Origin of the sequence: Martinezella lusitana (assembly GCF_010668395.1) — a bacterium.
In the GTDB taxonomy this organism is placed as follows: Bacteria; Pseudomonadota; Alphaproteobacteria; order Rhizobiales; family Rhizobiaceae; genus Rhizobium; species Rhizobium lusitanum_A.
In genome coordinates this window covers 95,627-118,478 of record NZ_WUEY01000002.1, presented here as the reverse complement: position 1 = coordinate 118,478, position 22,852 = coordinate 95,627, and the positions used below count along the sequence as shown (strand labels likewise).

At 57.6% G+C, this 22,852-nt stretch carries 20 protein-coding genes and 1 pseudogene; 14 read left to right on the top strand and 7 right to left on the bottom strand.

Annotated elements, in window-relative coordinates:
- The first annotated feature begins 119 nt into the window (after window positions 1–119).
- The 5 genes and pseudogenes from GR212_RS04510 to GR212_RS04490 all read left to right on the top strand — a co-directional run.
- A complete protein-coding gene (locus tag GR212_RS04510) occupies window positions 120–695 on the top strand; it encodes an RBBP9/YdeN family alpha/beta hydrolase (RefSeq protein ID WP_163985269.1) in 576 nt (191 codons plus the stop codon).
- Window positions 696–828: 133 nt separating this feature from the next.
- The gene (locus GR212_RS04505; protein ID WP_163985268.1) at window positions 829–1,737 is read left to right on the top strand and encodes a TIGR03571 family LLM class oxidoreductase; all 909 of its coding nucleotides are present in this window, start codon (window positions 829–831) and stop codon (window positions 1,735–1,737) included.
- A gap of 109 nt (window positions 1,738–1,846) precedes the next feature.
- Window positions 1,847–3,151, top strand: coding sequence for a hemolysin family protein (locus tag GR212_RS04500; RefSeq protein WP_163985267.1), 1,305 nt, complete (start codon window positions 1,847–1,849; stop codon window positions 3,149–3,151).
- Window positions 3,152–3,307: 156 nt separating this feature from the next.
- Entirely contained in the window at window positions 3,308–4,309 is a 1,002-nt protein-coding gene (locus tag GR212_RS04495) for an IS30 family transposase (RefSeq protein ID WP_163985266.1), read from the top strand.
- 130 nt (window positions 4,310–4,439) lie between these two features.
- A pseudogene (locus GR212_RS04490) lies at window positions 4,440–4,634 on the top strand (helix-turn-helix domain-containing protein); the annotation flags it as partial.
- A 203-nt stretch (window positions 4,635–4,837) separates the two neighbouring features.
- Here GR212_RS04490 and GR212_RS04485 read toward each other — a convergent pair.
- The 7 genes from GR212_RS04485 to GR212_RS04455 form a co-directional block, all read right to left on the bottom strand.
- Window positions 4,838–6,781, bottom strand: a complete 1,944-nt coding sequence (locus GR212_RS04485) for an NAD-dependent epimerase/dehydratase family protein (RefSeq protein ID WP_163985265.1) — start codon at window positions 6,779–6,781, stop codon at window positions 4,838–4,840.
- A gap of 2 nt (window positions 6,782–6,783) precedes the next feature.
- The gene (locus tag GR212_RS04480; protein WP_163985264.1) at window positions 6,784–7,710 is read right to left on the bottom strand and encodes a transketolase family protein; all 927 of its coding nucleotides are present in this window, start codon (window positions 7,708–7,710) and stop codon (window positions 6,784–6,786) included.
- Window positions 7,707–8,504, bottom strand: coding sequence for a transketolase (locus tag GR212_RS04475; protein ID WP_348643439.1), 798 nt, complete (start codon window positions 8,502–8,504; stop codon window positions 7,707–7,709). Before GR212_RS04475 ends, GR212_RS04480 begins: the two co-directional genes overlap by 4 nt.
- Before the next feature lie 158 nt (window positions 8,505–8,662).
- Window positions 8,663–10,633 (bottom strand): hypothetical protein, encoded by a 1,971-nt coding sequence (locus GR212_RS04470; RefSeq protein ID WP_163985263.1) that lies wholly within the window; start codon window positions 10,631–10,633, stop codon window positions 8,663–8,665.
- 146 nt (window positions 10,634–10,779) lie between these two features.
- Complete coding sequence (locus tag GR212_RS04465; RefSeq protein WP_163985262.1) at window positions 10,780–11,493, bottom strand: class I SAM-dependent methyltransferase; 714 nt, start codon at window positions 11,491–11,493, stop codon at window positions 10,780–10,782.
- Window positions 11,490–12,254, bottom strand: coding sequence for a class I SAM-dependent methyltransferase (locus tag GR212_RS04460; protein WP_163985261.1), 765 nt, complete (start codon window positions 12,252–12,254; stop codon window positions 11,490–11,492). The genes GR212_RS04465 and GR212_RS04460 overlap by 4 nt, the downstream gene beginning before the upstream one ends.
- Window positions 12,255–12,261: 7 nt before the next feature.
- Entirely contained in the window at window positions 12,262–12,645 is a 384-nt protein-coding gene (locus tag GR212_RS04455) for a GtrA family protein (protein WP_163985260.1), read from the bottom strand.
- A 620-nt stretch (window positions 12,646–13,265) separates the two neighbouring features.
- Here GR212_RS04455 and GR212_RS04450 point away from each other — a divergent pair.
- The 9 genes from GR212_RS04450 to GR212_RS04410 all read left to right on the top strand — a co-directional run bounded on the left by GR212_RS04450 (window position 13,266) and on the right by GR212_RS04410 (window position 22,725).
- Complete coding sequence (locus GR212_RS04450) at window positions 13,266–14,291, top strand: ABC transporter substrate-binding protein (RefSeq protein ID WP_163985259.1); 1,026 nt, start codon at window positions 13,266–13,268, stop codon at window positions 14,289–14,291.
- 10 nt (window positions 14,292–14,301) lie between these two features.
- Window positions 14,302–15,300: an ABC transporter permease gene (locus GR212_RS04445; protein ID WP_163985258.1), complete on the top strand. Its 999-nt coding sequence runs from the start codon at window positions 14,302–14,304 to the stop codon at window positions 15,298–15,300.
- On the top strand, window positions 15,300–16,091 hold the full coding sequence (locus GR212_RS04440) for an ABC transporter ATP-binding protein (protein ID WP_163985257.1): 792 nt from the start codon (window positions 15,300–15,302) through the stop codon (window positions 16,089–16,091). Before GR212_RS04445 ends, GR212_RS04440 begins: the two co-directional genes overlap by 1 nt.
- Window positions 16,081–16,377, top strand: coding sequence for a hypothetical protein (locus tag GR212_RS04435; RefSeq protein ID WP_163985256.1), 297 nt, complete (start codon window positions 16,081–16,083; stop codon window positions 16,375–16,377). Before GR212_RS04440 ends, GR212_RS04435 begins: the two co-directional genes overlap by 11 nt.
- An 18-nt stretch (window positions 16,378–16,395) precedes the next feature.
- Window positions 16,396–17,436 carry an isopenicillin N synthase family dioxygenase gene (locus GR212_RS04430; RefSeq protein WP_163985255.1) on the top strand — a complete coding sequence of 347 codons (1,041 nt, stop codon included), beginning with the start codon at window positions 16,396–16,398 and terminating at the stop codon, window positions 17,434–17,436.
- A gap of 111 nt (window positions 17,437–17,547) precedes the next feature.
- Window positions 17,548–18,912, top strand: coding sequence for an O-acetylhomoserine aminocarboxypropyltransferase/cysteine synthase family protein (locus GR212_RS04425; protein WP_163985254.1), 1,365 nt, complete (start codon window positions 17,548–17,550; stop codon window positions 18,910–18,912).
- A 507-nt stretch (window positions 18,913–19,419) separates the two neighbouring features.
- Window positions 19,420–20,460 (top strand): amino acid ABC transporter substrate-binding protein, encoded by a 1,041-nt coding sequence (locus tag GR212_RS04420; RefSeq protein WP_163985253.1) that lies wholly within the window; start codon window positions 19,420–19,422, stop codon window positions 20,458–20,460.
- Window positions 20,461–20,572: 112 nt separating this feature from the next.
- A complete protein-coding gene (locus tag GR212_RS04415; RefSeq protein ID WP_348643438.1) occupies window positions 20,573–21,667 on the top strand; it encodes an amino acid ABC transporter permease in 1,095 nt (364 codons plus the stop codon).
- On the top strand, window positions 21,664–22,725 hold the full coding sequence (locus GR212_RS04410; RefSeq protein ID WP_163985251.1) for an amino acid ABC transporter permease: 1,062 nt from the start codon (window positions 21,664–21,666) through the stop codon (window positions 22,723–22,725). The genes GR212_RS04415 and GR212_RS04410 overlap by 4 nt, the downstream gene beginning before the upstream one ends.
- Window positions 22,726–22,852 lie beyond the last annotated feature (127 nt).

The window sequence follows — 22,852 nt, the reverse complement described above, 5'->3', positions numbered from 1 at the left end:
TGTACCGATGGCTCGGCCAAGACAGTTTGGCGTCGGCGATCCTGTCTGTATCTTTCGTGGCGCTGCGATGCCTGCAATCATGTCAACCGACATGAAAGACTGACCAAAGGGATTCTGCCTTGCTTTTCGATGGATTCGACGTTCTTACGCTCCCCGGTTGGCATAATTCCGGGCCGGATAATTGGCAGAGCCACTGGGAACGAGCGTTCCCCACGATACAACGTGTCAGCCAGGATGATTGGGATCACCCCGACTATCTCAAGTGGGCGAGGAACCTGTCTGCGAGGGTGAAGCAGAGCAACAGGCCGATCATCATCATCGCCCATAGTCTCGGCACCTCGCTACTCACACGATGGGCGCGGGAGGGATCGACCGATGGGATCGCAGGTGCCTTCCTCGTTGCGCCGACCGATCGGGATACCGAGGCGGCCCTGGCCAATACGGCCATCACCGGATTCGCGCCCATGGCATTGAGGCCTCTGCCGTTTCCATCCATGGTGGTCGCCAGCAGTACCGACCCGCATGTCTCCATCGAACGGGCAAGGCAGTTCGCCGATGCTTGGGGTTCCGTCTTCGTCAATGCCGGCCCGCTGGGCCATATTGGCGCTGCTGAAAAACTGGAACTCTGGCCGCAAGGCCTCGTTCTTCTTGGCCAGTTCCTCTCGCTGCTTTCAGCGCCGGCGCATCGACCGTAAGCTGCATCCATCGCGCAATGCCGGGCATATCGCTCCAGCCTCGATCCATGGCTAGATCTCCCGCAACGCGGCCCTTTTCTCGCAGGCGATCGTCCTTATCTTTCTGTCAGGGCAATAAGTTTCGGGACGCGGCGTGCTTTTCCATCCAGACCGACTTTCATTCGGCATAGTCCTGCCGGTACAGGCGAGGACCTCGGCCGACATACGGTTCGATACCCAGCTCGATATGGCAAGCCATGCCGATAGGCTGGGTTTCGATGCCCTGTGGGTAAGGGATGTCCCTCTCAACAGCGCAAGCTACCCCGACCCCGTCGGGCATGCCGACCCCTGGGTTTTCCTCGGCGCGTTGGCAGCGTCGACATCCAGGATCGCACTGGCGACGGGCGCGATCGTACTGCCTCTGCGGCATCCGCTCCACATCGCCAAGGCAGCCCTTTCGATGGCCTCCTTGTCGAGGGGGCGTTTCGTCCTTGGTCTCGGTTCGGGAGACAGGCCGACGGAGTACGAAATATTCGGAGCGGATGTCGAAAGCCGCAAGACGCTCTTTCAATTTCATTGGGAGCGCCTCGCCGCCGCGCTGCGGCAGAACCCGGAAGTCATTGACGAAGGTGGCCGCGTGCGCAACGAATTCGCCATAAGACCCAGCCTGCAGCAACGATCCATTCCGATGGTGGCCGTGGGTTCGTCATCGCAATCTCTCGAGTGGATCGCCCGGCACGCGTCGGCTTGGATGACCTATTACCGGCCGCTATCCATCCAGAAGGATCGCTTGGCGCTCTGGCGCAATGCGCAGGCAAAAGTCACCACCGATTTCCGCGGCTTCGGCCAGTCCATGGTGTTGGAATTGCTCGACAATCCCGAGGCGGCGTATGAGGAGGTGAATCTCGGCGGCAGAAGCGGCAGGCGAGGGCTGATCGGGGCGCTCGCGGCGATGCGGGAAGCCGGCATTCACCATGTCGCCTTTAACCTCGCCGCCCAGGGCAGGCTGCCCGGCGAGGTGATGGAGGAGATCGCAGCGGATATCCTGCCGGCCATGCGTTAGCATCGGCGATTTGCCCGTAATGGTGGTGCCATGGAAATCATGTCTATTGGATGCTGGCATTTGCAGCATGCGCCACCTATCTTTCCGCTGAAACAAAAAAGGGCCGACTTTGCTTCTCGAAATTTCAATCGTCATCGTTCTCACCCTTCTTAATGGCGTACTGGCAATGTCGGAATTGGCGATCGTCTCATCCCGGCCCGCCCGCCTGAAAGTGCTTTCGGACCAAGGAAGCAGAGGTGCCGCGATGGCGATGAGACTGGCCGAGGAGCCCGGCCGCTTCCTCTCGACGGTGCAGATCGGCATTACGCTCGTCGGTGTTCTGTCCGGCGCGTTTTCCGGCGCCACACTTGGCGCTCGGCTGTCGGGATGGCTTGCAGCACAGGGGCTTTCGGTTGCCGCGGCCGACGCGATCGGCGTTGGCTCCGTCGTCGTCGCCATCACCTATCTCTCGCTGATCATCGGTGAATTGGTGCCGAAGCAGGTTGCGCTTCGCGCCCCTGAAGCCGTGGCCGCCAAGATCGCACCGGCCATGGTGTTTCTTTCGCGAGCGGCCGCGCCGCTTGTCTGGCTGCTGGATCTTTCGGGACGATTTGTCCTGCGCGCGCTCGGCCAATCCGGCAAGGCGGCAGACGGCGTCAGCGACGAGGAAATCAAAACCGTTCTCGCGGAGGCGCAGAGCGCCGGCGTCATCGCAACGGAAGAACAAGCCATGATATCAGGCGTCATGCGCCTGGCCGACCGGAATGCCAGAGGGCTTATGACGCCGCGTCGCGACGTGGAGGTCATCGATATCGAGGACAGTTTCGAAGAGGTTCGGGAACAGATTCGCCGCACGGACAAGGCGCGGCTGCCGCTGCGCAAGGACAGCTCGGACGAAATCGTCGGCGTGCTGACGACCAGGGATTTCTTCGACGCGCTGGCATCCGGCGACCGCGTCGATATTCAGACGCTGGCCAAGCAGGTGCCGATCGTTTCGGATCTTTCGAGCGCGCTTGATGTGGTCAAGGCGCTACGCCGCTCCTCCGCGCATATGGTGCTCGTCTATGACGAATACGGCCACTTCGAAGGCGTCGTCACCTCGGGCGATATTCTCGAAGCCGTCCTTGGCGCCGTGCAGGAAGAAGCGGATGCCAGCGGCGAACAGGCAATCGTCCGTCGCCATGACGGCAGCTACCTCGTGTCCGGCTGGATGCCGATAGACGAGTTCGCCGATTTCATGAACCTCCAGATCGACGACGATCGTGACTACCAAACGGTTGCAGGCTTCGTCCTGCAGGAACTGCGCCATCTTCCGGATGTCGGCGAAAGCTTCACCAAGAACGGCTGGCACTTCGAGGTCGTGGATCTCGACGGCCGCAGGATCGACAAACTGCTGGTGAGTTCGGACGAGAGTGCTCGCGAAGGCAGGCATTGATATTGTTAGAGATTTGAGGAGCGGTATCCCGGCATGTCATGGGTCTGCTTTAGTTCCATAAGATAGATTATCTGATGATTCTATGTAGGGGGGTACATTCTATTTCCAAGTGCGACATGCCAGTAAATTCAATGGCTTCACTTTGGAGATTTTGGCATGTCGCTTTGCTATCAGCAGTTCACCCTCGCCGATCGTCGCCGTCTTTATCATCTCAGAGAGCGAAAGGTGCCAGTTGGCGAGATCGCCCGCCAGCTCGGACGTCATCGCTCAACGATCTATCGTGAGCTCAAGCGCAACACTTTCCACGATCGCGAGTTTCCCGAGTACACCGGCTACTTTGATACGATCGCCGATGACATCGCCAAGGAGCGGCGCCGAAGGCTGCGCAAGCTCAGGCGGCATCCAAGACTGCGCGAGCTGGTCATTGACCGCCTGAAGGCCTATTGGTCACCGGAACAGATTGCCGGTCGCCTTGCCGAAGACAGCGCAAACCCCGTTCGCATTTGCCCGGAGACCATCTATCGCTTTGTCTACTGCAAGGAGGATTATGGTCTGGGCCTCTATCGCTACCTGCCGGAGGCACGTCGCAAGCGTCGCCCTCGGGGCTCTCGCCGACCGCGCGGCAACGTCTTCCCGGCTGATTGCAGGATATCCCAAAGACCTGATTTTATTGGCAGTCGGACCGAGTTCGGACATTGGGAAGGCGATCTGCTGATCTTCAAGCGGGAGCTTGGGCCGACCAATGTCACCTCACTGGTTGAACGCAAGAGCCGCTATACGGTCATGCTCAAGAACAACAGTCGTCATTCGCGACCGATCATGGATAAGATCGTTCATGCCTTCTCACCATTGCCAGCGCTGGCGCGGCGGAGCTTTACCTTCGATCGCGGCACGGAGTTCAGCGGCTTCAGGGCTTTGGAGGAAGGCATCGGCGCGAGGAGCTGGTTCTGCGATCCAAGCGCGCCATGGCAAAAAGGCGCCGTTGAGAACACCAACAAACGCATCCGACGCTTCATGCCTGGTGACACGGATCTTGCCAATGTCACCCAGCAACAGCTGACCGACTTGGCGCATCATCTAAACTCACAGCCTCGCAAATGCCTCGGATACCGGACCCCCGCCGAAGCCTTTGCTGCCTATTTGCGCGAAGGTGGCTGATGCCCTACCCTCCAAGGCGGCTATGATGCACTTGGGTTAGCTTCTCCAAACCGCAAAGTTGAAGTGTCCTGTTTCTGCAAAGTTGGAATGTCATTCTCCCCGGGTCTGAACGATGCTTGGGAGATTGCAGATGGGATTGATAGCGATGAGCGAGCGCGATCTGCAGCGGATTGAGGTTCTGTCGAAGGTGGCGGCCGGCCGGATGACAACGGTGTCGGCGGCGCATGTACTTGATCTGAGCGAGCGCCAGGTCCGTCGTCTGCTGGAGCGGATGCGAACCGGCGGCGCGGCGTCGATCCGGCAAAGGGCGATCGGCCGGCCATCTCAACGGCCAGCCGCGAAAATGCCTCAGCTACAAAACCCCGACGGAAGTGTTCCTGGCATATGCATGAGAAGGAGTGATCCCCTACCTAAACGCTGGCGTGATGCGCTCAGATGAGCTTCTCCAACAAAACTGGATTCCCGAAGTTCAAAACTGGTGCAATTTGAACGCTTCAGCTCGATGCCTCGCAGGGCCATTTCATCGGGCTATAATTTCGTTAACTTCCCGTTTCTGATCAGTGCTGAACGTATCAACCGTGGCCTCTCCTTAACCTCCGTCATGATCTTGGCCACATATTCGCCCACAAGACCTATTGCCAGGAGATTGAGGGAGCCGAAGAAAAGGACGCTAATCAGCAGGGTTGTAATCCCTCGTGGGGCGGCGTCCGGAAACAGGATGCGCGCGCACGCCACGATGATGACGGCCAGTATCGACAGGGCGAATAAGATTACCCCGGTCGCTGTAAGCATAGACATCGGGACATTGCTGAATGAAAAGATGCCCTTCTTCGCCCAATCTATATTTTTCAACAGATTGTTCGTCGAGCGACCAAACAGGCGTTCGGGTCGAACGTAATCGACGCCTGTCTGGCGAAACCCTACGTAGGCGCGAAGTCCGCGCATAAATAGGTCTCGTTCCGGGGACCTTAGCAGCCATCCCGCAACACGCTGATCGATGAGAGAAAAATCGCCAGCATCGAGGGGGATCTTCACATAGCTGAAAGCGGCGAACACTCGATAGAATGCCTTGTACAACAAGCCCCAGGCCCAAGGCATTTCGCGCCTTATGCGTCGCCCGTAGACGACGTCATATCCTTCTTCCCATTTCGAATAGAATTCTTCTATCAGCTCCGGCGGATCCTGCAGATCGCCGTCGAGAAGAACAACGGCCTGTTTGGTCGAGAGTTCCATTCCGCTGCGGAATGCCATCTGCGATCCGAAATTGCGCGAATGCGAAATTCCCAGGACGTTCTTGTCCTGCCGCGAAATCTGTAAAATGACCTCGGCGCTGTCGTCAGGACTGCTGTCGTTAACAAAGATGATTTCGTATTCGATTTTCAGCCGTTGAAACACATCCGTCAAACGGCGATGCATGATCGGGATCGCCTCGGCATCCTTATAGCATGCAATGATCGCGCTCACGCTTCGACGCTTATCCAGCGTCGCGCGTTTGGTGCTGTTCGACATTTCCTCCTGCGAAAGCGTATCTATCCAACCGGCCATTTTCCTAAGGCCGGTTTCAAGCGAAGTTTCCGCCCGCCAGCCTAGCAATAGGTCCGCCTTCTCCGAGTTCGAATACCAATCTTGAAGATCCCACGCACGGGCTTCCATGTTGTTGTAGACCGGCGTGGCCGTCACTGCGAAAATTGCGCGAGCGGTTTCGACAAGCTGGCCGATCGTGGTCTTTTGGCCCGATCCGATGTTCAGGCTCTCGCCGAACAGCGATGGATTCATCTTGGCCGCCGCGAGGATGAAGGCGTGGCATACGTCGTCGATATAGATGAAGTCGCGTGACGTTTCAGGATCCACCAACGGCGGCAGCCGTTTCGCCAGCATCTCCCTGACGAGGTTGGGCATCAGTCTCGAGGTATCCTCCAGCGGACCATAGGCTGAATAGAGGCGGAGATTGACGCAAGGGAACTGACCATGCTTCCCCATGTAGCTCAAATAATCGCTGGCAGCCACCTTCGACACGGCATAGTCGCTGTTCGGCTTGCAGACGTCAGTCTCGCGCGGGCCCGCGGAATTGCTCCCATACTCCGAGGAGCTTCCGGCATGGACGAATGCAGCCAAGGGACGGTTTGCCAGCATCCCCACCAGTCGCGTCGTCGCGAGGAAGTTCGTTTCGTAGATGAGGCTTGCATCCTTTTCGAATGAATAGGCACCATATGCCACGCAGTCGAATACGGTCTGCGGCTGTACGCCATCGAGGAGGTTCTTGACGGCGTTTTCGTCGTTGAGATCGGCGGCGAGGACTTGCTGTTCCCGCACGTCCTGCAGGCGCCAGTTCTTTTCTCGCTGGACGACGGCGAACACATCGTTGCGCTGGCGGGCGATCATTCGAAACAAGTTCGCCCCCACGAAGCCCGATGCGCCGGTCACCAATATGGGGCCGCGAAGAGCGCGGATAAAAGGTTCAATGTCGGTCATTATCAGCGCTGCCCGGTTAGACTGGAATGGCTAATTGCATCCATCAACGAAGCCGGGTCCAGACCCGACTCGCCACGCAAGTAGCGTTGCGATCCATATTTTGGAAAATGATGAGCGCGCGCATAGAGGTGCCGCATCCGGATATTGCCGTGATCGCCATCTAAGAGATAGAGCGCGAGATCCGAACCGAAGCTGCCGTAGCGCACATGCTCTTCCGCGACATAAACCTCGCCGCGGGCCTCAATCGCATCGAGCAGATCGCGTGGCAGCGGATTTGCCGCCAATGGCAACTCTGCGACGGCCCACAGGTTTGGCCGTTGCGCCTCGTCGATACTGTTACAGGATTGGACATAGGTTCCGGCCAGCGGCCCCACCGCTATCACGACCGATCCACGCCCTTCCGTCAGTTGGCGCCAAGGTGCGTAGGCAGGCACACTCCAATCCTTGGGCGGCTCGCCGCGGCCGAGCCGAAGATAACTTAGGCCCGGCGCGCCCGACATCTTGGAGATGACGGCCGGAATATCCTCGTCGAAAACCGGAACAAAGGCGCGAGTGTTAGGCAGGGTCAGCAGGATGCCATAGTCTTCGATCGCATGATGGGTCGGCCCCATAACGCCATATCCATAGCCGCCACCATTGCCTACAATTTTCACAGGCAGGTTATGAAACGCAACGTCGTTCCGCAGTTGCTCAAACGCCCTGGCGTAGCAAAAAGGGGCGATACTGTAGGCCCAGACATCAAGTCCCTGTCGCGAAAGCCCGGCGGCAACAGAGATCATGTTCTGCTCGGCGATCCCCGCGTTGACAAATCGCTCTTTCATTGCCTTGCGCAAGGGCTCCAAGGCCATGAAACCGAGATCACCGGTGAGGAATACGACATTCTGGTCGTCTGACAGAGCTACAAGAGCATCGCAAAATTGATTTCTCATGCTACGGTCAAATCCTGAATGGCCCGAAGATACAAGGCTTCGTTGAGCGGCAGGTAGTGCCAGCTCATCTCGTTTTCCATGAAAGACACGCCCTTCCCCTTCACCGTTTCCATGATGATGACGTGCGGGCATTCGGTCTTGCGATCAAGGGCATTTCGAATTCCCTCAGGGTCGTGACCAGAGATAACGTCGATCTGGGCATCGAACCCGGCAATCCGCTCCTGGAGCGGCCACATCGATGCGACGTCTTCGGTCGTGCCAAACCCTTGCAATCCGTTGTGATCGACCAGTATCTTCAGGTTTGCAAGCTTCTGGTGACATGCGAAGATAAATGCCTCCCATGTCGAACCTTCCTGCCACTCGCCGTCTGAGGTCATGCAGAATACGGTCCCTCCACTTGCTTTCAGACGAAAGGCAAGGGCTGTTCCGGCGGCAAGTGAGAGTCCATGGCCAAGACTTCCGGTTGCGAAATCGATTTTCGGCAATCCGCTCGCGGGCGGGTGTCCCGCCAGAAGGGTTGCGTCCTTGTGAAAGGTCGAAAGATCCTGATCGGTCAACAGCCCCAGGCTCCAGAGCACGATGTACAGCGCACCGGCGGCATGACCCTTCGACAGAATAAATCGGTCACTCGGCTGCATGAATTCGTGAAACGTTATCATCAACGAATCAAGCGCGGAAAGATTGCCGCCGATATGCCCGACACCGCTTTCATAATGCATTTTCAGGAGGCGCAACCGGGCGCGTCTGAAATCCGAATCGCTGAGCCGATTGTTCACGATATCCAGAGTGTTCACATTGCATCCCCTCGTTCAACGAACCCAGCAACAGACAATCGAGGTTTGCCACCGCAAATTCGATCAACTATTTGCTTCTCAATAACCGAAACCGCCAGAAGCATACCAGACCTATCCACGCAGTTTCGCTTGGCCCGTCGCCGTTTCATCTCACTCCCTCACCTGCTTTTGTAAATCGCGACCACGCCGTTTTTCCATATTGCGGCGTCTCTCCTCGAATCAAAAGGCGCCTGATTGTTATTCGTCGTAACGAAATAGGTTATCTTTTCCTGCGTCATAATTGCTTGCAGGGCATCGAGGCTGGGAGCAGAAGACAATTTTTCCGCAATGGTCATCCGTCGTTTGGCCTCAATTCCTATAGCGTCATCTCGAACAATCAGGGACTGCGGACAGGATATATATGCAGGCACGCCACTTAGCGCAGTCAGGACGGCGGCATCGTCGATAATGCGGGCGGCCGCTGATTGGTCCGCGACAACAAATCGGGGATTCGTGTCCGTACCGCTCTTCAGAACCGCGGCTGCCTGGAAAAGTGTCGGCTCGAATCGTTCGTCGTAAGCATCCTTCGCCCATCCCATCGTCGGTACGCGCGACCAAGCTATGTCGTAGGACATGGCAACAAGGGCCAGTGCGCTGACCGCGGATGTCATTGCCCACGACACCCGTTTCGAGACGCTCATCCGGAATTGGCTGACAGTTAGCCAGATAAATCGAAGCGTCCAGACGGAAATCACCACGACCAGAATTGGCCCCGCGCGATGGCGAAACTCACTGATGTCTCCATTCTTCGGGATGGGTGCCAGGAGCATAAGGATCGAGGCGACGGCCAGGAGTATGAATGGAATCATGTCGTAGGACAGAAGCTTGCCCTTGATGACCTGAGGCAGTGCGAACAACAGAAAAATAGGCAGCCATGGCCCGAGCGTTCCGATAAGGATAAGTCCCACGCCAATGACTGCGGCACCAGCGCGGCCGAAAGTGCTGGTCAGCCACGGATACAGGGTGTCGTAGTTGGTGGGATGATTGCTAAGATGCACAAATTCGACATATGAAAAAAGGAAATTGGCCGGACCAGCACGAAGATGAGGCCACGAAACCGCAATCAGAAATATGCAAAGGCAAACCAGTCCGGCGGCCAGCAGGATGGCGCGGCTACGCCTTGATAGCCCCGGCATTCCACAAGCGATCCCCAGCGCGATAACGGGTGCGAGCCAAATAAAGGTGTTTACTCTGACGAGGAAACAAGCCGCGACCAGAGCGCATGTCGTCACAAGCAGACCCAACCGGGGCGTGCGAATCCAGTACACGAGAGCCGCAATCGCTCCGCAGGATATTCCCAGGCTGTACGGCGTACCGGGTGCCGTCTCCAGCAACCAGGAAAAGCCGAGCATACCGTTTCCCAGTGTAAGCTTTTCCGGGGCTGGGATAAGGGCGATTGCCGCGAGAGCCAATGCCGCCATGCGCCAGCCTCCCAGCGCATAGCCCAACGTAACAATTCCTGCCGCCATCGTCAGGATTCCGAGGGGCATCCATATGAGAACTGCGGCATCGAGCGGCGGAATGTCAAAGATACGCGCGATCACGGCAGCGGGCATGTAGCCCGCGACGTGATAAAGCGGCCGAGGAGCATCGGCCATCAGCACCATGCCCCGTCCGATCGAGTTATCCACGGCGAACTGAGCGATCGTTCCGGCATGAACTATAATATCGACCCAGAACTGCAACCTTCCCGTTTGCCTAAAAACGCCGAGCCTTGTCCCCACGTCCTCGCACCAGATAAATGCGAAGGCCGACGCAAAAAAAGCGATAGCGATTGGCGCGGGCCGGACCGACCACCTGGTGTGGAAAATGTCGTAATTTGCGAGACATACGACAGCGAGATAAAGATAAACTGGCCAGACCTTGCCGGGAAAGAACAAGTCCGCCACGAGCAACATATGCGACACCAGCGCAAAACCGACGATAAACCCGAAGAATGGGTCGTCGATCCGAGTCAGCCGACTGGCTGCCCTGCCGGACAATATCGTTGCAAGAACAAGGACGAATATGCCGGCTTGCAGACCAATTCCCAAGCTCCAGGCCACACCACTCAGGGCGGCCGAAAAAAACAAACTGAATATTAATATCATCTCGGTACCAGGCGATATGCGTCATACCCGCCGTCTATTACGCTCTTCAGAAACATCATAGACGGCCTTGAAGAAATCCGCCAACTACCAGGATTGTTGCGATTATTGACGATCTGACAGGCGGCTCGAATTTCTTCGGACGTGACCTACGCTCCTGCAGTCAGAAAATGAGATTGCGCCAGCCATCTGGTCAGGGGTGTGGCTTCCAAAGCGGGTTCGACCGCAAGGGTGGGTTTTACGAGAGAAGAGGGTACTCCCGGCAGGAGGAAATCCTTCGTCACTATCCTCACATCGCGCCAGCCGGATGCCAGCACCCTTCGTCTCAGGCCGGCGGCGCTGAAGGCCATCTCGTCTGGTTCAAGACGCGCCCATTTGCGGCCGATCCTGGTTCCGAAGATGAAGGCGCAGTAAGGATTCATCAGGTTTGGCTCGATGAACGCCATACCCCCGCCGTCTTGCGTCATCGATCGCAGGATACTCAGGACGGATTCGAGCTGCACAACGAGATGATGCAATATCCCGTTACCGTAGATCATATCAAACTTGCCGAGAATAAGCGGATTCCCGCCGAGGAGATCGAGTTTCTCGAAGCGGAGATTGGGAGCTTTATGCGTAGCGTTGGCATGGACAAGAAAGCTATCGCTGATGTCGACACCGACAACTTCCGCAGTCGTATGCTGAGCGACGTATGCCGCCGCCTCGCCGGTCCCGCTACCAATTTCAAGAATTCGTTTCGCCTTGACACGATTTGCCTGTGCGACGAACCAGGCGTTGCGGCGGTTTGCTCTGACAAGAGTCGAGCCAACGGGAGCGAAGACCTGATTGAACCCGCGCTCGTCCTGCAATTTTAACTGTGTCATTTCGGACTCTTGCGTGCGACGACGCCATAACCAAGAGGATCGTTCTTCGAACCCGCGCCGATGCAAAGCGACAGGTGCGCCGACAACAGCGCGACAATAGCGCAAGGCGCCAACAATACTGACAAAGGCCCCGTCCACAGCAGGTCGCGTATTTTCTTTGGCTTGGCCAGTCGGACGCACAGCACGATCAGCTTGTTGGCAATGACGGCAATATCGTTGCCGCGCTCCAAGATCTCCAATTCATCGAAGGCGGAAAACATCGCCACGAGCCGAAATCGCGTAAATCGGTTAAAGTCATAGGGTGCGTGGTGCACACGAGCTGCGAAGGGAACCGTTACGAGCAGCGTGCCGCCGGGACGCAATACCCTGTGCATCTCCGCAATCAAGGTTACCGGATCGACGGCATGCTCAAGAACCTCGGTGCACAGCAGCGTATCGAAGCAGGCGTCGGGAAACGGAATGGTCGTGCCATCGAAGGCAACGATTTCCTTATGGTCCCGCATGCCGAAGGAAGTTGCCTGAGGCACATCCAGCCCCGTATATCGCACCTGCGGTCTCATGAGCGACCGGAACGGCATCTCGCCGCATCCGACGTCCAGAATCGTCCCCTCGACCGGTTCCAACCGAGGTCTCAGAAAACGGGTGCAAGTCAGAAGCTGCAGATCGACGATAAGGCGCAGGCCATAGAGCAGAGAGTGGAGCGGTCCACTTCCCTTTCTAACCGGAATTGGCTTGAACTCTTCCGTAGCGTCGACGCTCATCCAATCCTCATAGCGCTGTGCTGGCAGCCGCGCGAAACACAAACAGCCGGAGCCCCGCATAACATATAACCGCAAGCAGGGGCAACAATAGGGCCTGCCCTAGTATCGGCTTGACCCCCAGCGCCTCAAGCGCACGCAGCGCGCTATAGTTGATGACCGCGAATGCGGCGTAAAAGATAATGAATCTGGGCAAGTTCCGACGCGAAAGATCTTTGAAAACCAATCCGCCATAGGTGATGAAATTGAACAACAAGGCCGCGATCATCGATACGACAAGCGCAATCCACAATGGCATGGAAATCAGGACGCACACGGCGTAGCTGGCATAGCCAAAAACGGTATTGATAACGCCTACGGCGAGAAATCGTCCGACCCGCAAAAAATCGACCACTCGCAACCCCGCGAACTGGAACTCCCGTTTTGCCGTGCGGACATGATGCTCGTCCAGGCAGCGGATTCAATCCACGGCATTGCCATGGCGACAAAAGTACCAGATGTCAACGTATCGAGAACGCGAACTACGCCAAAGTCAACCTTTTCGTTCCCGGTCGCCCTTATCGCGCGTTCGTTTCGCTTCCGCTGCTCTCATTCGACCTAGCAACCTATCAAGTTGCTTAGCGATGAGAGCCTTATTGCAATCCGTCTGATTTTCATTTGCCGAAGAACGGTTGTGCATTCTGCGTAGAACAATTTTAAGTAGCGCCGCATGTTTCGCCCGCTCCCATAAAGCACCGAGCTTCACCCGCCTCGATCCCAGCCATGCATCAAACCGATCCACTAGGTCAGATGGGTTCGCCACAAAGGTAGATGTGGCTGATGATACGGAAGCCGGGCAAAGTGGAATGTAGTCTTCCGGATCATCGCGTGTGGCGGCTGATTAGAGCAATCGCTGCGTTGGAACCGGAGATTGCGTAAAGAAATTTCCACCGCCTTCAAACCTTTAGTCTATAAATTCTGTAGATTAAATCCTCTATTTCATAGTCTTTCTTATTGACACAGGGGACTTTGACCATGAGCGACACGACTTCAGCCAAAAATCATCTCTCCCGCCGCACTCTGTTGAAAACTGTAGGCGCAGTCGGCGCGGCCGCCTCGATCGGCGCCATCGTTGGCCGTGGCCAATATGCCATTGCGGGCAATCTCGACAAGGTGAAGCTTGAGTGGACGGAAGTCGCGGCATGCCATTCGCCGATCGGCTTCGGCCTTTCCAAAGGCATCTACACAAAGCATGGCCTCGACGTTGAACTATTCTATCAGGGCGCGAGCGGCCAGACGCTCATTCAGTCGCTCGCCACACATAAGGCCGAAGCTGGCCCGGGTCTGCTCTATGACTGGCTGAAGCCGATCGAACAGGGCTTCGACGTCAAGCTCTTTCACGGTTCGCATGGCGGCTGCCAACGTCTTCTTGTCAAAAAAGACTCCGGCATCAAGACGATTGCCGATCTCAGGGGCAAGACCATCGGAACGTTCGACGTTGGCTCCCCTTCCCGCGTGGCGTTTTCCGTGGCGCTGGCGAAGGCCGGCATCGACCCGGAGCATGACGTTACCTGGAAGGTCTTTCCATTCGATCTGGTCGCCGAAGGTGTCGAGCGCGGTGAAGCCGACGCCGTCGCCCATATGGACCCTTGGGCATATTCCTACGAGAAGCAGCATGATTTCCTGAAGATCTACGATACTCAGACAGGCATCTTCCAGGATCGTGTCTGCTGTGTGCTCGGGGTCAACGGCAACTACTACGAAAGCAACAAGGATATCATCCGACGTGTCGCGGCCGCCAACTTGGAGATCCACCAGTACACATCGGAGCATCCGGACGAAGTCGCGAAATGGTATTTCGATACGTTGAAACCAGGATTGCCGCTTGAAGATCTGACCGAGGTCCTTGCGTCTCTCACCTATCATAAGAATTGGTTTGGCAAGGAACTGGTCGCAGAAGTTCGTGAGGGCTACGCCAATCTCAAGCTGACCGGTGTGATCGATGAAAGCACCGATCCCGACGAAATCGCCAATCGCGTTACCCTCGATATCTTCGCGTGAGACCGAAGCAATGACCGATATCGCACACGACACCGCCGTCGCGATCGCCCAGCGGCAGGTTGGCTTATCGGATTTCCTGTGGCGGGATGGGTTGTTCGCGGCTGTGACCTGGTTCGTCGCGGCATCCGTGACCTGGCTTCTGCCGGATGTGATTTCCTGGGGGAATACGGAAGCATTCGCGATTCTTGTCGCCATCGGCGGCGCGGTGTTTCTATTGCTGGCGCTGGCCGTACCGCATACGGCGGACTCCACCCGCACCCTCTCCCACTATGGCCCATGGTTCGTGGTCATCGGGGTATGGCTTGCTCTTTGGGAACTGCTCACCGCAAAGCTCGGCTGGCTACCGAAACCGTTCTTTTCCCCGCCGCAAGGGCTGCTTCATGTCTATCTCAGCGACTGGAGCCGGATCCTGATTTGCATTGCCTATACCGGGCGTCTCTGGATCCTTGGCTTTACGTCCGGCGTTGTCGTCGGCTTCGTGGCCGGCGTGGCGCTCGGCTGGTCCAAGCGCTTCGCCTATTGGGGGATGCCGGTTTTGAAGCTGATTGGGCCGGTGCCCGCAAGCGCCTGGATCCCCTGTACTTTCTTCATCTTTCCGACCACTTTCCAGGCCAGCATCTTTCTCGTGGCGCTCGCCTCCGGTATCCCCGTGGCGATCCTGACCGCGGCCGGCGTCGGGCAGGTTAACAGGTCGCTTTATGACGTCGCACGCACGCTCGGAGCGACCAACCGCTACCTCATCTTCAAAGTGGCCATCCCCGCTTCCCTTCCGAATGTTTTCGTCGGCCTGTTCATGGGGCTCTATTACTCCTTCGCCGTCCTCGTCGTCGCTGAAATGTTGGGTGCGAAATACGGTCTCGGCTGGTACCTGCAGTTCAATACTGCCTACTCGGCCTATGCGAATGTCTATGCCGCGCTCGTCGTCATGGCATTGATCTGCGCCGGGCTGGTGAGGCTGCTCTTTATCGTTCGCGAACGGTTGCTCGGCTGGCAGAAAGGAATCATCTGATGAACGTCGCCTTTCGCCAGGACGAGTCCTTTTCGCACAGTGTCAGCCTGGATATCGACAACGTGAGTCACGAATTCGATCTCGGCAAGACACGGCTGCCTGTTCTGTCAAACATCACGATCCACATTGAAGCCGGCGAATTCGTCGCCCTACTCGGCCCGTCGGGCTGCGGTAAATCAACGCTTCTGCGGCTCGCGGCAGGCCTCGATACGCCGACCAAAGGCAGCTTGCTCGAAGATGACAGGCCGATCGTCCGACCCGACCCGTCACGCATCCTGGTTTTCCAGGACGCCACGCTCTTCCCCTGGCTGACCGTCTGGAAGAATGTTGCGACGGGCCTCGACGCGCGCGGTATCCTTAAGAAACATAAGCATCGCGTCGACGATATTCTGAAGCTAGTCAAACTCGACACCTTCGCCGATGCTTATCCACATCAGCTCTCCGGTGGCATGGCACAGCGCGTGGCAATTGCCCGTGCCCTGGTGAATGATCCGAAGCTTTTGCTTCTCGACGAACCCTTCGGCAAGTTGGATTCGTTGACTCGCCTGAAGATGCAGAACGAATTGCTGCAGCTCTGGCAGCGCTCGGGCTTCACGGCTCTCCTTGTGACCCATGACGTCGAGGAGGCGCTCTTGCTGGCGGACCGCGTCATAGTCTTCGGGGACAGGCCTGCCAGCATCATCGCGGATACCCGGGTAAGCAAGCCCCACCCGCGTCGCCGGGACGATGCTTCCCTAATCGCCATGCGTCAGACGCTTCTTGAAAAGCTCGGGGTATCCCATGACGTCTGACCGCCGCCTGCCGTTTTTCTTTGCCATGGCCGGTATCGCCGTGCTGAGCGTTGGACTTGCCTGGTGGTGGATCGTGTTTAGCGAAGTCATTGCCAACAATTATATCAGCTACGGTCAAGCGGCGACCTGCATCGGTGGCAACAGCGATCTCTGCAATCTCGCCCAGGCGCTATGCAAGACCAATCATTGGCTCGGCATCACCCGATATTCCTCCGTGATCTTCTGGGCAGGCCTGGCGACATTAAGCGCCGGGCTCGTTCTCGGCTCATCGCGACGTCCGGTCTGAGCACGAAAGGAAACAGATATGACCATTGCTCCAAAGACGCTCCCGGTGCTCGATCTCAGACTTTTCGCGCCGGATCATCCGGAACAAGATCAGGCGTTGGCACAACTGCGCGAGGTCACGCGCACGCTCGGTTTCTTCTATCTCACCGGACATGGAGTTCCGCAGCAGCAGATCGATGAGCTGACCGGCCTCGCAAGGCGTTTCTTCTCCTTATCCGAGGAAAAGAAACTGGAGATCGAGATGCGCAAATCGCCGCATTTTCGCGGCTACAATCGTGCCGGCTTTGAATATACCCGTGGTGCCCAAGATTGGCGAGAGCAGGTCGATTTCGGACCAGAGCGCGAGAAGCTACAGATCGGCGCCGATGATCCGGCCTGGAAGCGGCTGATTGGACCGAACCAGTTTCCCTCCGCCCTGCCCGAGCTGCGCCCTGCTGTCCTCAAATGGATCGAAGACGTGACGATCGTCGGCCTGAAAGTGCTGCAGGCCTTTTCCGAGGCGCTCGGCCAGAAGCCCGACGTCTTTGCGCCGATCTACAACAACGGACCGAACCAACTCCTGAAGATCGTGCGCTATCCTGGCCGCGACCAGACGGAAAGCGATCAGGGCGTCGGCGCCCACAAGGACGGTGGCTTCCTGACGATCCTGCTGCAGGATGTTGTTGGAGGCCTGCAGGTCGATGACGGTCGGGGAGGCTGGATCGACGCGCCGCCGGTGCGCGGAACCTTCGTCATCAATGTTGGCGAACTGCTGGAGCTCGCTTCAAACGGCTACCTCAAGGCGAATATTCACCGGGTGGTCACGCCAGCCGCTGGCGGCGACCGCCTTTCCATCCCTTTCTTCCTGGGTGCCAATCTCGCAGCCAGCATCCCGGTTCTCGATCTGCCGCCGGCCCTTGCCGCACAGGTGCGCGGCGTCACGCAGGATCCGCTCAATCCTCTCTTCCGCGAAGTGGCGCGCAACGTGTTGAAATCGCGGCTGCGCTCCCATCCGGATGTGGCGCGCGAACACTATGCCGATCTGCTTGAAGAGCAGACGGGGGAAACGACACCCGCGTAACCGCGCGTGGATCACGATGAACTCGATGTATCAGGCGGCCGCGTCCTTTGCATCCGGCCCGCCGGATTTCCTTGTCTAGCGACATCAGTAAAAGAGAGAAAGGCGACATGCATGACGATCCACAATCCGCCTGCCCCGACGCCCGAGGCCTCGGCATCTCCTGTCGGAGCGCCCGGTCCGCGCAGTCTACGTCGGCATCCCGAAACGATCGCACTCCATGGCGGCAATTTCCGCTTCGACCCGGCGACTGGCGCCATCGCCGTTCCGATCTACCAGACGACATCGTTCCAGCTGCCCGGCACGGAAGGCGCAGACAAGCTCTTTGCGCTCGAGGCAGCCGGACATCTCTATACGCGCGTGTCCAATCCGACTCAGGACGCCTTCGAACAGCGGCTGGCGGAGCTTGAGGGCGGCGCTGCCGCGCTGGCGCTCGGCTCCGGCCAGGCGGCATCAGCATTCGCTCTGCTGAACCTCGCGCGGGCCGGCGATAATATCGTCAGTGCAGCTGGCCTCTATGGCGGTACCTGGGCGCTGTTTGCCGCGACGCTGAAGAGCTTCGGTATCGAGACACGTTTCGTGGACGCCGCTGATCCTGAGGTCTTCGCGCGGGCGACGGATGACAGGACCCGCGCCTATTACGCGGAATCGCTGCCCAACCCGAAGCTTGATGTCTTCCCGATCGCGGAAGTCGCCGACATCGGCCGACGCTTTGGCATTCCGCTCATTGTCGACAATACGACCGCACCATTGATTATACGGCCACTGGAGCACGGCGCAGCTGTGGTCGTGTACTCCACCACAAAATATATCGGTGGCCACGGCACCGCCATCGGGGGAGCGATCGTCGATGGCGGCAATTTCCCGTGGAAAGATCTGGCGGACCGACTGCCGACGCTGCACGAGCCCGATCCGAGCTACCGGAACAAGAGCTGGATCGAGAAGGCGGCGCTTATCGATTTCGAACCTTATATCCTGAGGATTCGCGCCGTGCTGCTGCGCGACATCGGGGCACCGATCAGCCCGCAGAATGCGTTTCTCTTCATCCAGGGACTGGAAACCCTGCCGCTACGCCTGCGCCAGCACAATGAGAACGCCGTCAAGGTTGCGGAATTCCTGGCCACCCATACAAAGGTATCGAAAGTCATCTTCCCGAAATTCCAAACCGGGCCAGCTGCAGATCGTGCCAGGAAGTATCTGCGCGAGGGCTTTTACGGCGCCCTTGTCGGCTTCGAACTCAAGGATGGCCGGGATGCCGGGCGTCGCTTCATCGATTCGCTTCAGCTACTCTACCACGTCGCCAATATCGGCGACGCGCGTTCCCTTGCGATCCATCCATCGACAACCACGCATTCGCAGCTTAGTGCAGAGGATCAACTCGCGACGGGTGTCACGCCTGGCTATGTGCGGCTGTCGATCGGCATCGAGCATGCAGACGACATTATCGCCGACATAGCGCAAGCGCTCGACGCAGCCTGACGCGACCTGCAGGAACCAAAGCAAGAATCACTCACCGATTTCACAATTTGATGCGCCCTTGGTAGGATTTTTCACCGATTACCCGAACCTAAGATGCAAATACGTCACTTTCGAAATCGCTCTGTAGGTGGTTGCAAACGGTCGATGATCGACGCGGGTTCACGTCTCCCGGATAGCTCCGCGTCGACTATTCCCTCTGGAGTTTTTCGGCGTTCAAATTTTAAAGTCCGATTTTACTCGTGACCTTCCTTTTTGCCTACCGAGCCGGCGGATCAAAACCGCACGGAGAAATTTTCATCTGAACCTGCGGTATCAAGGCAAAGTTCGGCCACCGCAAACGCCTGAAACGAAATGATGAATTAATGAGCAAATCGTTTCATTTTCATCCGGCGATCCGCAATAATCTATCTATTCTATAGACAATAAGTATTTAAGTTAGTTTTGCCGGTGGCTGATCCTCCCAAGTTTGATGCCGCCGGCGGGGGCGATACATTAAAGGAGCATTTCATGCGACCCATTTCGATACTTCAGTCTTTTAAAAGCACTATTGGCGCTCTGATACTCGCTGCGACGGCCCTTGCGCCTCTCGCAGCCGAAGCGGGGCAAACCCTCGACAAGATCAAGGAGCGTGGTCTTATCAAAGTCGGCGTGGGCACGACGCCAGGCTTCTTCACACCCGACAGCAATGGCCGGTGGCAGGGCTTCTTCGTCGATTTCGGGCGGGCGCTGGCGGTTACGGTCTTCAACGATCCCGACAAGGTTGAATTCACCAACTCCTCACCGCAGCAGCGTCTTCCCGCATTGCAGGCGGGCGAATTCGACATTCTGCTTTCCGGGGTGACGGAAACCATCACCCGTGCTTTCAAGCTCGGCTTCCACTTTGGGCCTGTCGTCTTCTATGATGGCCAGGGGCTGCTCGTTCGCAAGGACCTTGGTGTCACCAAGGGCGAAGATCTCGATGGGGCGACGATCGGCGTTCAAAGCGGCACGACGGGTGAGCTCAACATCGCCGATTTCTTCCGGAAGACCGGCAAGAAGTTCACGCCCGTCACGATCGAGGAAACGAGCGAGTTTACCAAGGCGCTCGACACCGGCCGCGTCGATGCTTTGACGCAGGATTCGACCGATCTGGCCGCGAAGCGGACCCAACTCACCAAGCCCGACAATTACATCCTTTTGCCGGAACGGCTTTCCAAGGAGCCTCTTGCACCCGCCATCCGCGCCGGCGATGACCAGTGGCTGGAGATCGTCAACTGGACGGTTTACGCCACGATCCAGGCCGAAGAATTTGGGATTACCAAAGAGAACGTCGATACCTTCCTGACCAGCGACGATCCGGCGATCAAACGCTTCCTCGGCGTCGATCCTTCGCTCGGCGAGGCGATTGGCCTCGATCCGAAATTTGCCTACAACATCATCAAGGCTGTCGGCAACTACGGGGAAATCTTCGAGCGCAATGTCGGCAAGGGTACGCCGCTCAATTTCGATCGCGGCTTGAACCAGCTCTGGACCAAGGGCGGCCTCATCTACTCTCCGCCCTTCCGTTGATCTCATGCCGTTGTTGCATATCGCATCACGGAACAGTTCCGAACCGGGCTTCGCGAAGCCCGGTTTCCCGGATCGAATCCGTCAATGGCTCGGTCCTTCGCCGCTGACCCAAGTGGCAGTGCTACTCCTCATCATCGCGCTTTTCTGCTATCTCGGCGACAATGTCATCGAGACGATGCACAGGCTCGGCCTGAAGCCAGGCTTTGCCTTCCTTTCTCAGCGAGCCAACTTCGAGATCGGCGAGAGCCTGATTGCTTATTCGTCTTCGGACACCTATGGCCGGGCGCTCCTGGTCGGGCTGTTCAACACGATCAATGTCGCCTTCTTCGGATGCCTGCTCGCGACCGTCTTCGGCGTGATCCTCGGGATCGCCCGTCTTTCCGGAAACCGTGTGCTTTCGTCCTTCGTTCGCGGCTATGTCGAGATATTCCGCAACACGCCGCTTCTGCTCCAGCTCCTTCTGTGGAGTGCGATTTTCCATAGCCTCCCGCCGCCGCGCCGAGCGATCGACGTTTCCGGCAGCTTCTTCCTCACCAATCGCGGCGTCTTCGTCCCGAAGCTGATTGTCGATGGGCCTTCCATATTGATCTGGTTGCCCTTCGCCGGCGCTGCCGCCTGCGTCACAATCTTCGTCTTGCGACGCCTGTTGTTCGGCCGGCGTTTTTACGCAAGCCGTATCGCTATCATCGCCGCTGCGGTTTTTATAACGGTCTGCTGGGCGGCGGGTGTTCACATATCAGCCGAAATACCTGTAAGAGGCGGTTTCAACATCAGCGGCGGCCTGTCGCTGACGCCGGAATTTACCGGACTTCTGACCGGGCTCGTCTTCAACGCCGCCGCCACCATCGCCGAAATAGTCAGAAGCGGCATCCAATCGGTTGGCAGCGGCCAATGGGAGGCCGCCCGCGCGCTGGGGCTGCGGCCCGGCCATATCATGCGGCTTGTCGTTCTGCCACAGGCGCTCCGCGTCATCACGCCACTGATGACATCGAGCTATCTCGACCTGACGAAGAACTCGAGCCTCGCCGTGGCTATCGGCTTTCCCGATCTTGTGAATGTCGCCAATACAACCGCCAATACGACCGGCCAAACGCTGGAGGCGCTCGCGATTATCGCGATCGCGTATCTGTCGATCAATCTGGTCGTCTCCATTCTGATGAACCTCTATAATCGAAATATAATGCTCAAGGATGCGCGGCAGCGATGAGCGAATTGCAAATCACACTTCCCAAGCGCGCCCGGCGACCCCTGACAGCAGGACTTTTCGACAGCAAGCTGAATGGCTTCATAACTCTCGCTTGCCTTGCCGTCGCCATTTGGTTTCTCATGCCCCTGTGGCGCTGGGCTATTGACGACGCCGTCTGGGCCGGGCCGGCACAGAACTGCAACGTCGATGGCGCCGGAGCCTGTTGGGCTTTTATCGGCGCGAAATTCCGCTTCATCATCTTCGGCTTCTATCCGCCCGCCCTGCAATGGCGCCCTACTCTCGTCATTCTCGGGATCGCGGCTCTGCTCTTCCTATCTGCAAAACCGCAATTCTGGAGCAAGCGACTTCTTATTCTCTGGCTTGTCGCCGTGCCTGTCTGCTGGCTGCTGATGGCCGGCACTCTCCTGCCGCCGGAAGTTCCGACCAACCAATGGGGCGGATTGCCGATAACGATCCTGGTCTCGCTGATCGGCCTCGCCACTGCCTTTCCCCTCGCCTTGCTGCTGGCTCTCGCACGTCGATCCAAAATGGGCATCCTGCGAAGCCTTGCCGTGATCTTCATCGAATGCCTGCGCGGCGTCCCGCTGATCGCCGTGCTTTATGTCGCAATGCTTATCGTTCCGATGGCATTGCCGGCAGACGCGCTGCTGGACAAACTGCTGCGCGCGCAAGTCGGCATCACCTTCTTCGTTTCCGCTTATCTGGCCGAAGTCATTCGCGCGGGTCTGCAATCGATCCCGGCTGGTCAAACGGAAGCAGCCTATTCCCTCGGTCTGGGCTATTGGCGGACAGCACGGTTGATCGTGCTGCCCCAGGCGCTGAGGACAGTCATTCCGGCCATCGTCAATCTGTCGATCGGCATCTTGCTCAACACCTCACTGCTTGCCGTCATCGGCATCACCGACCTTCTGAACGCGGCTAAGACCGCGGCAACAGACCCGAACTGGCTCGGCTTCTATACGGAGACGTTTATCTTTGCCGCCTGCATCTATTTCGCAATCAGCTTCGCCGCCTCGCGATACAGCCTGTGGCTGGAGGCGCGGCTGCGGGCACGGTGACGACGGCTGCACGAGTCGTGCAAATCCCCTCGCCTCCCGGAAATGAACGGCAGCATGCCGGTTGCCGTCATTTCTCCCATCATTCGATCGGCTACACCTGACCCATAAGGCTTCCTGCTGCATGGGC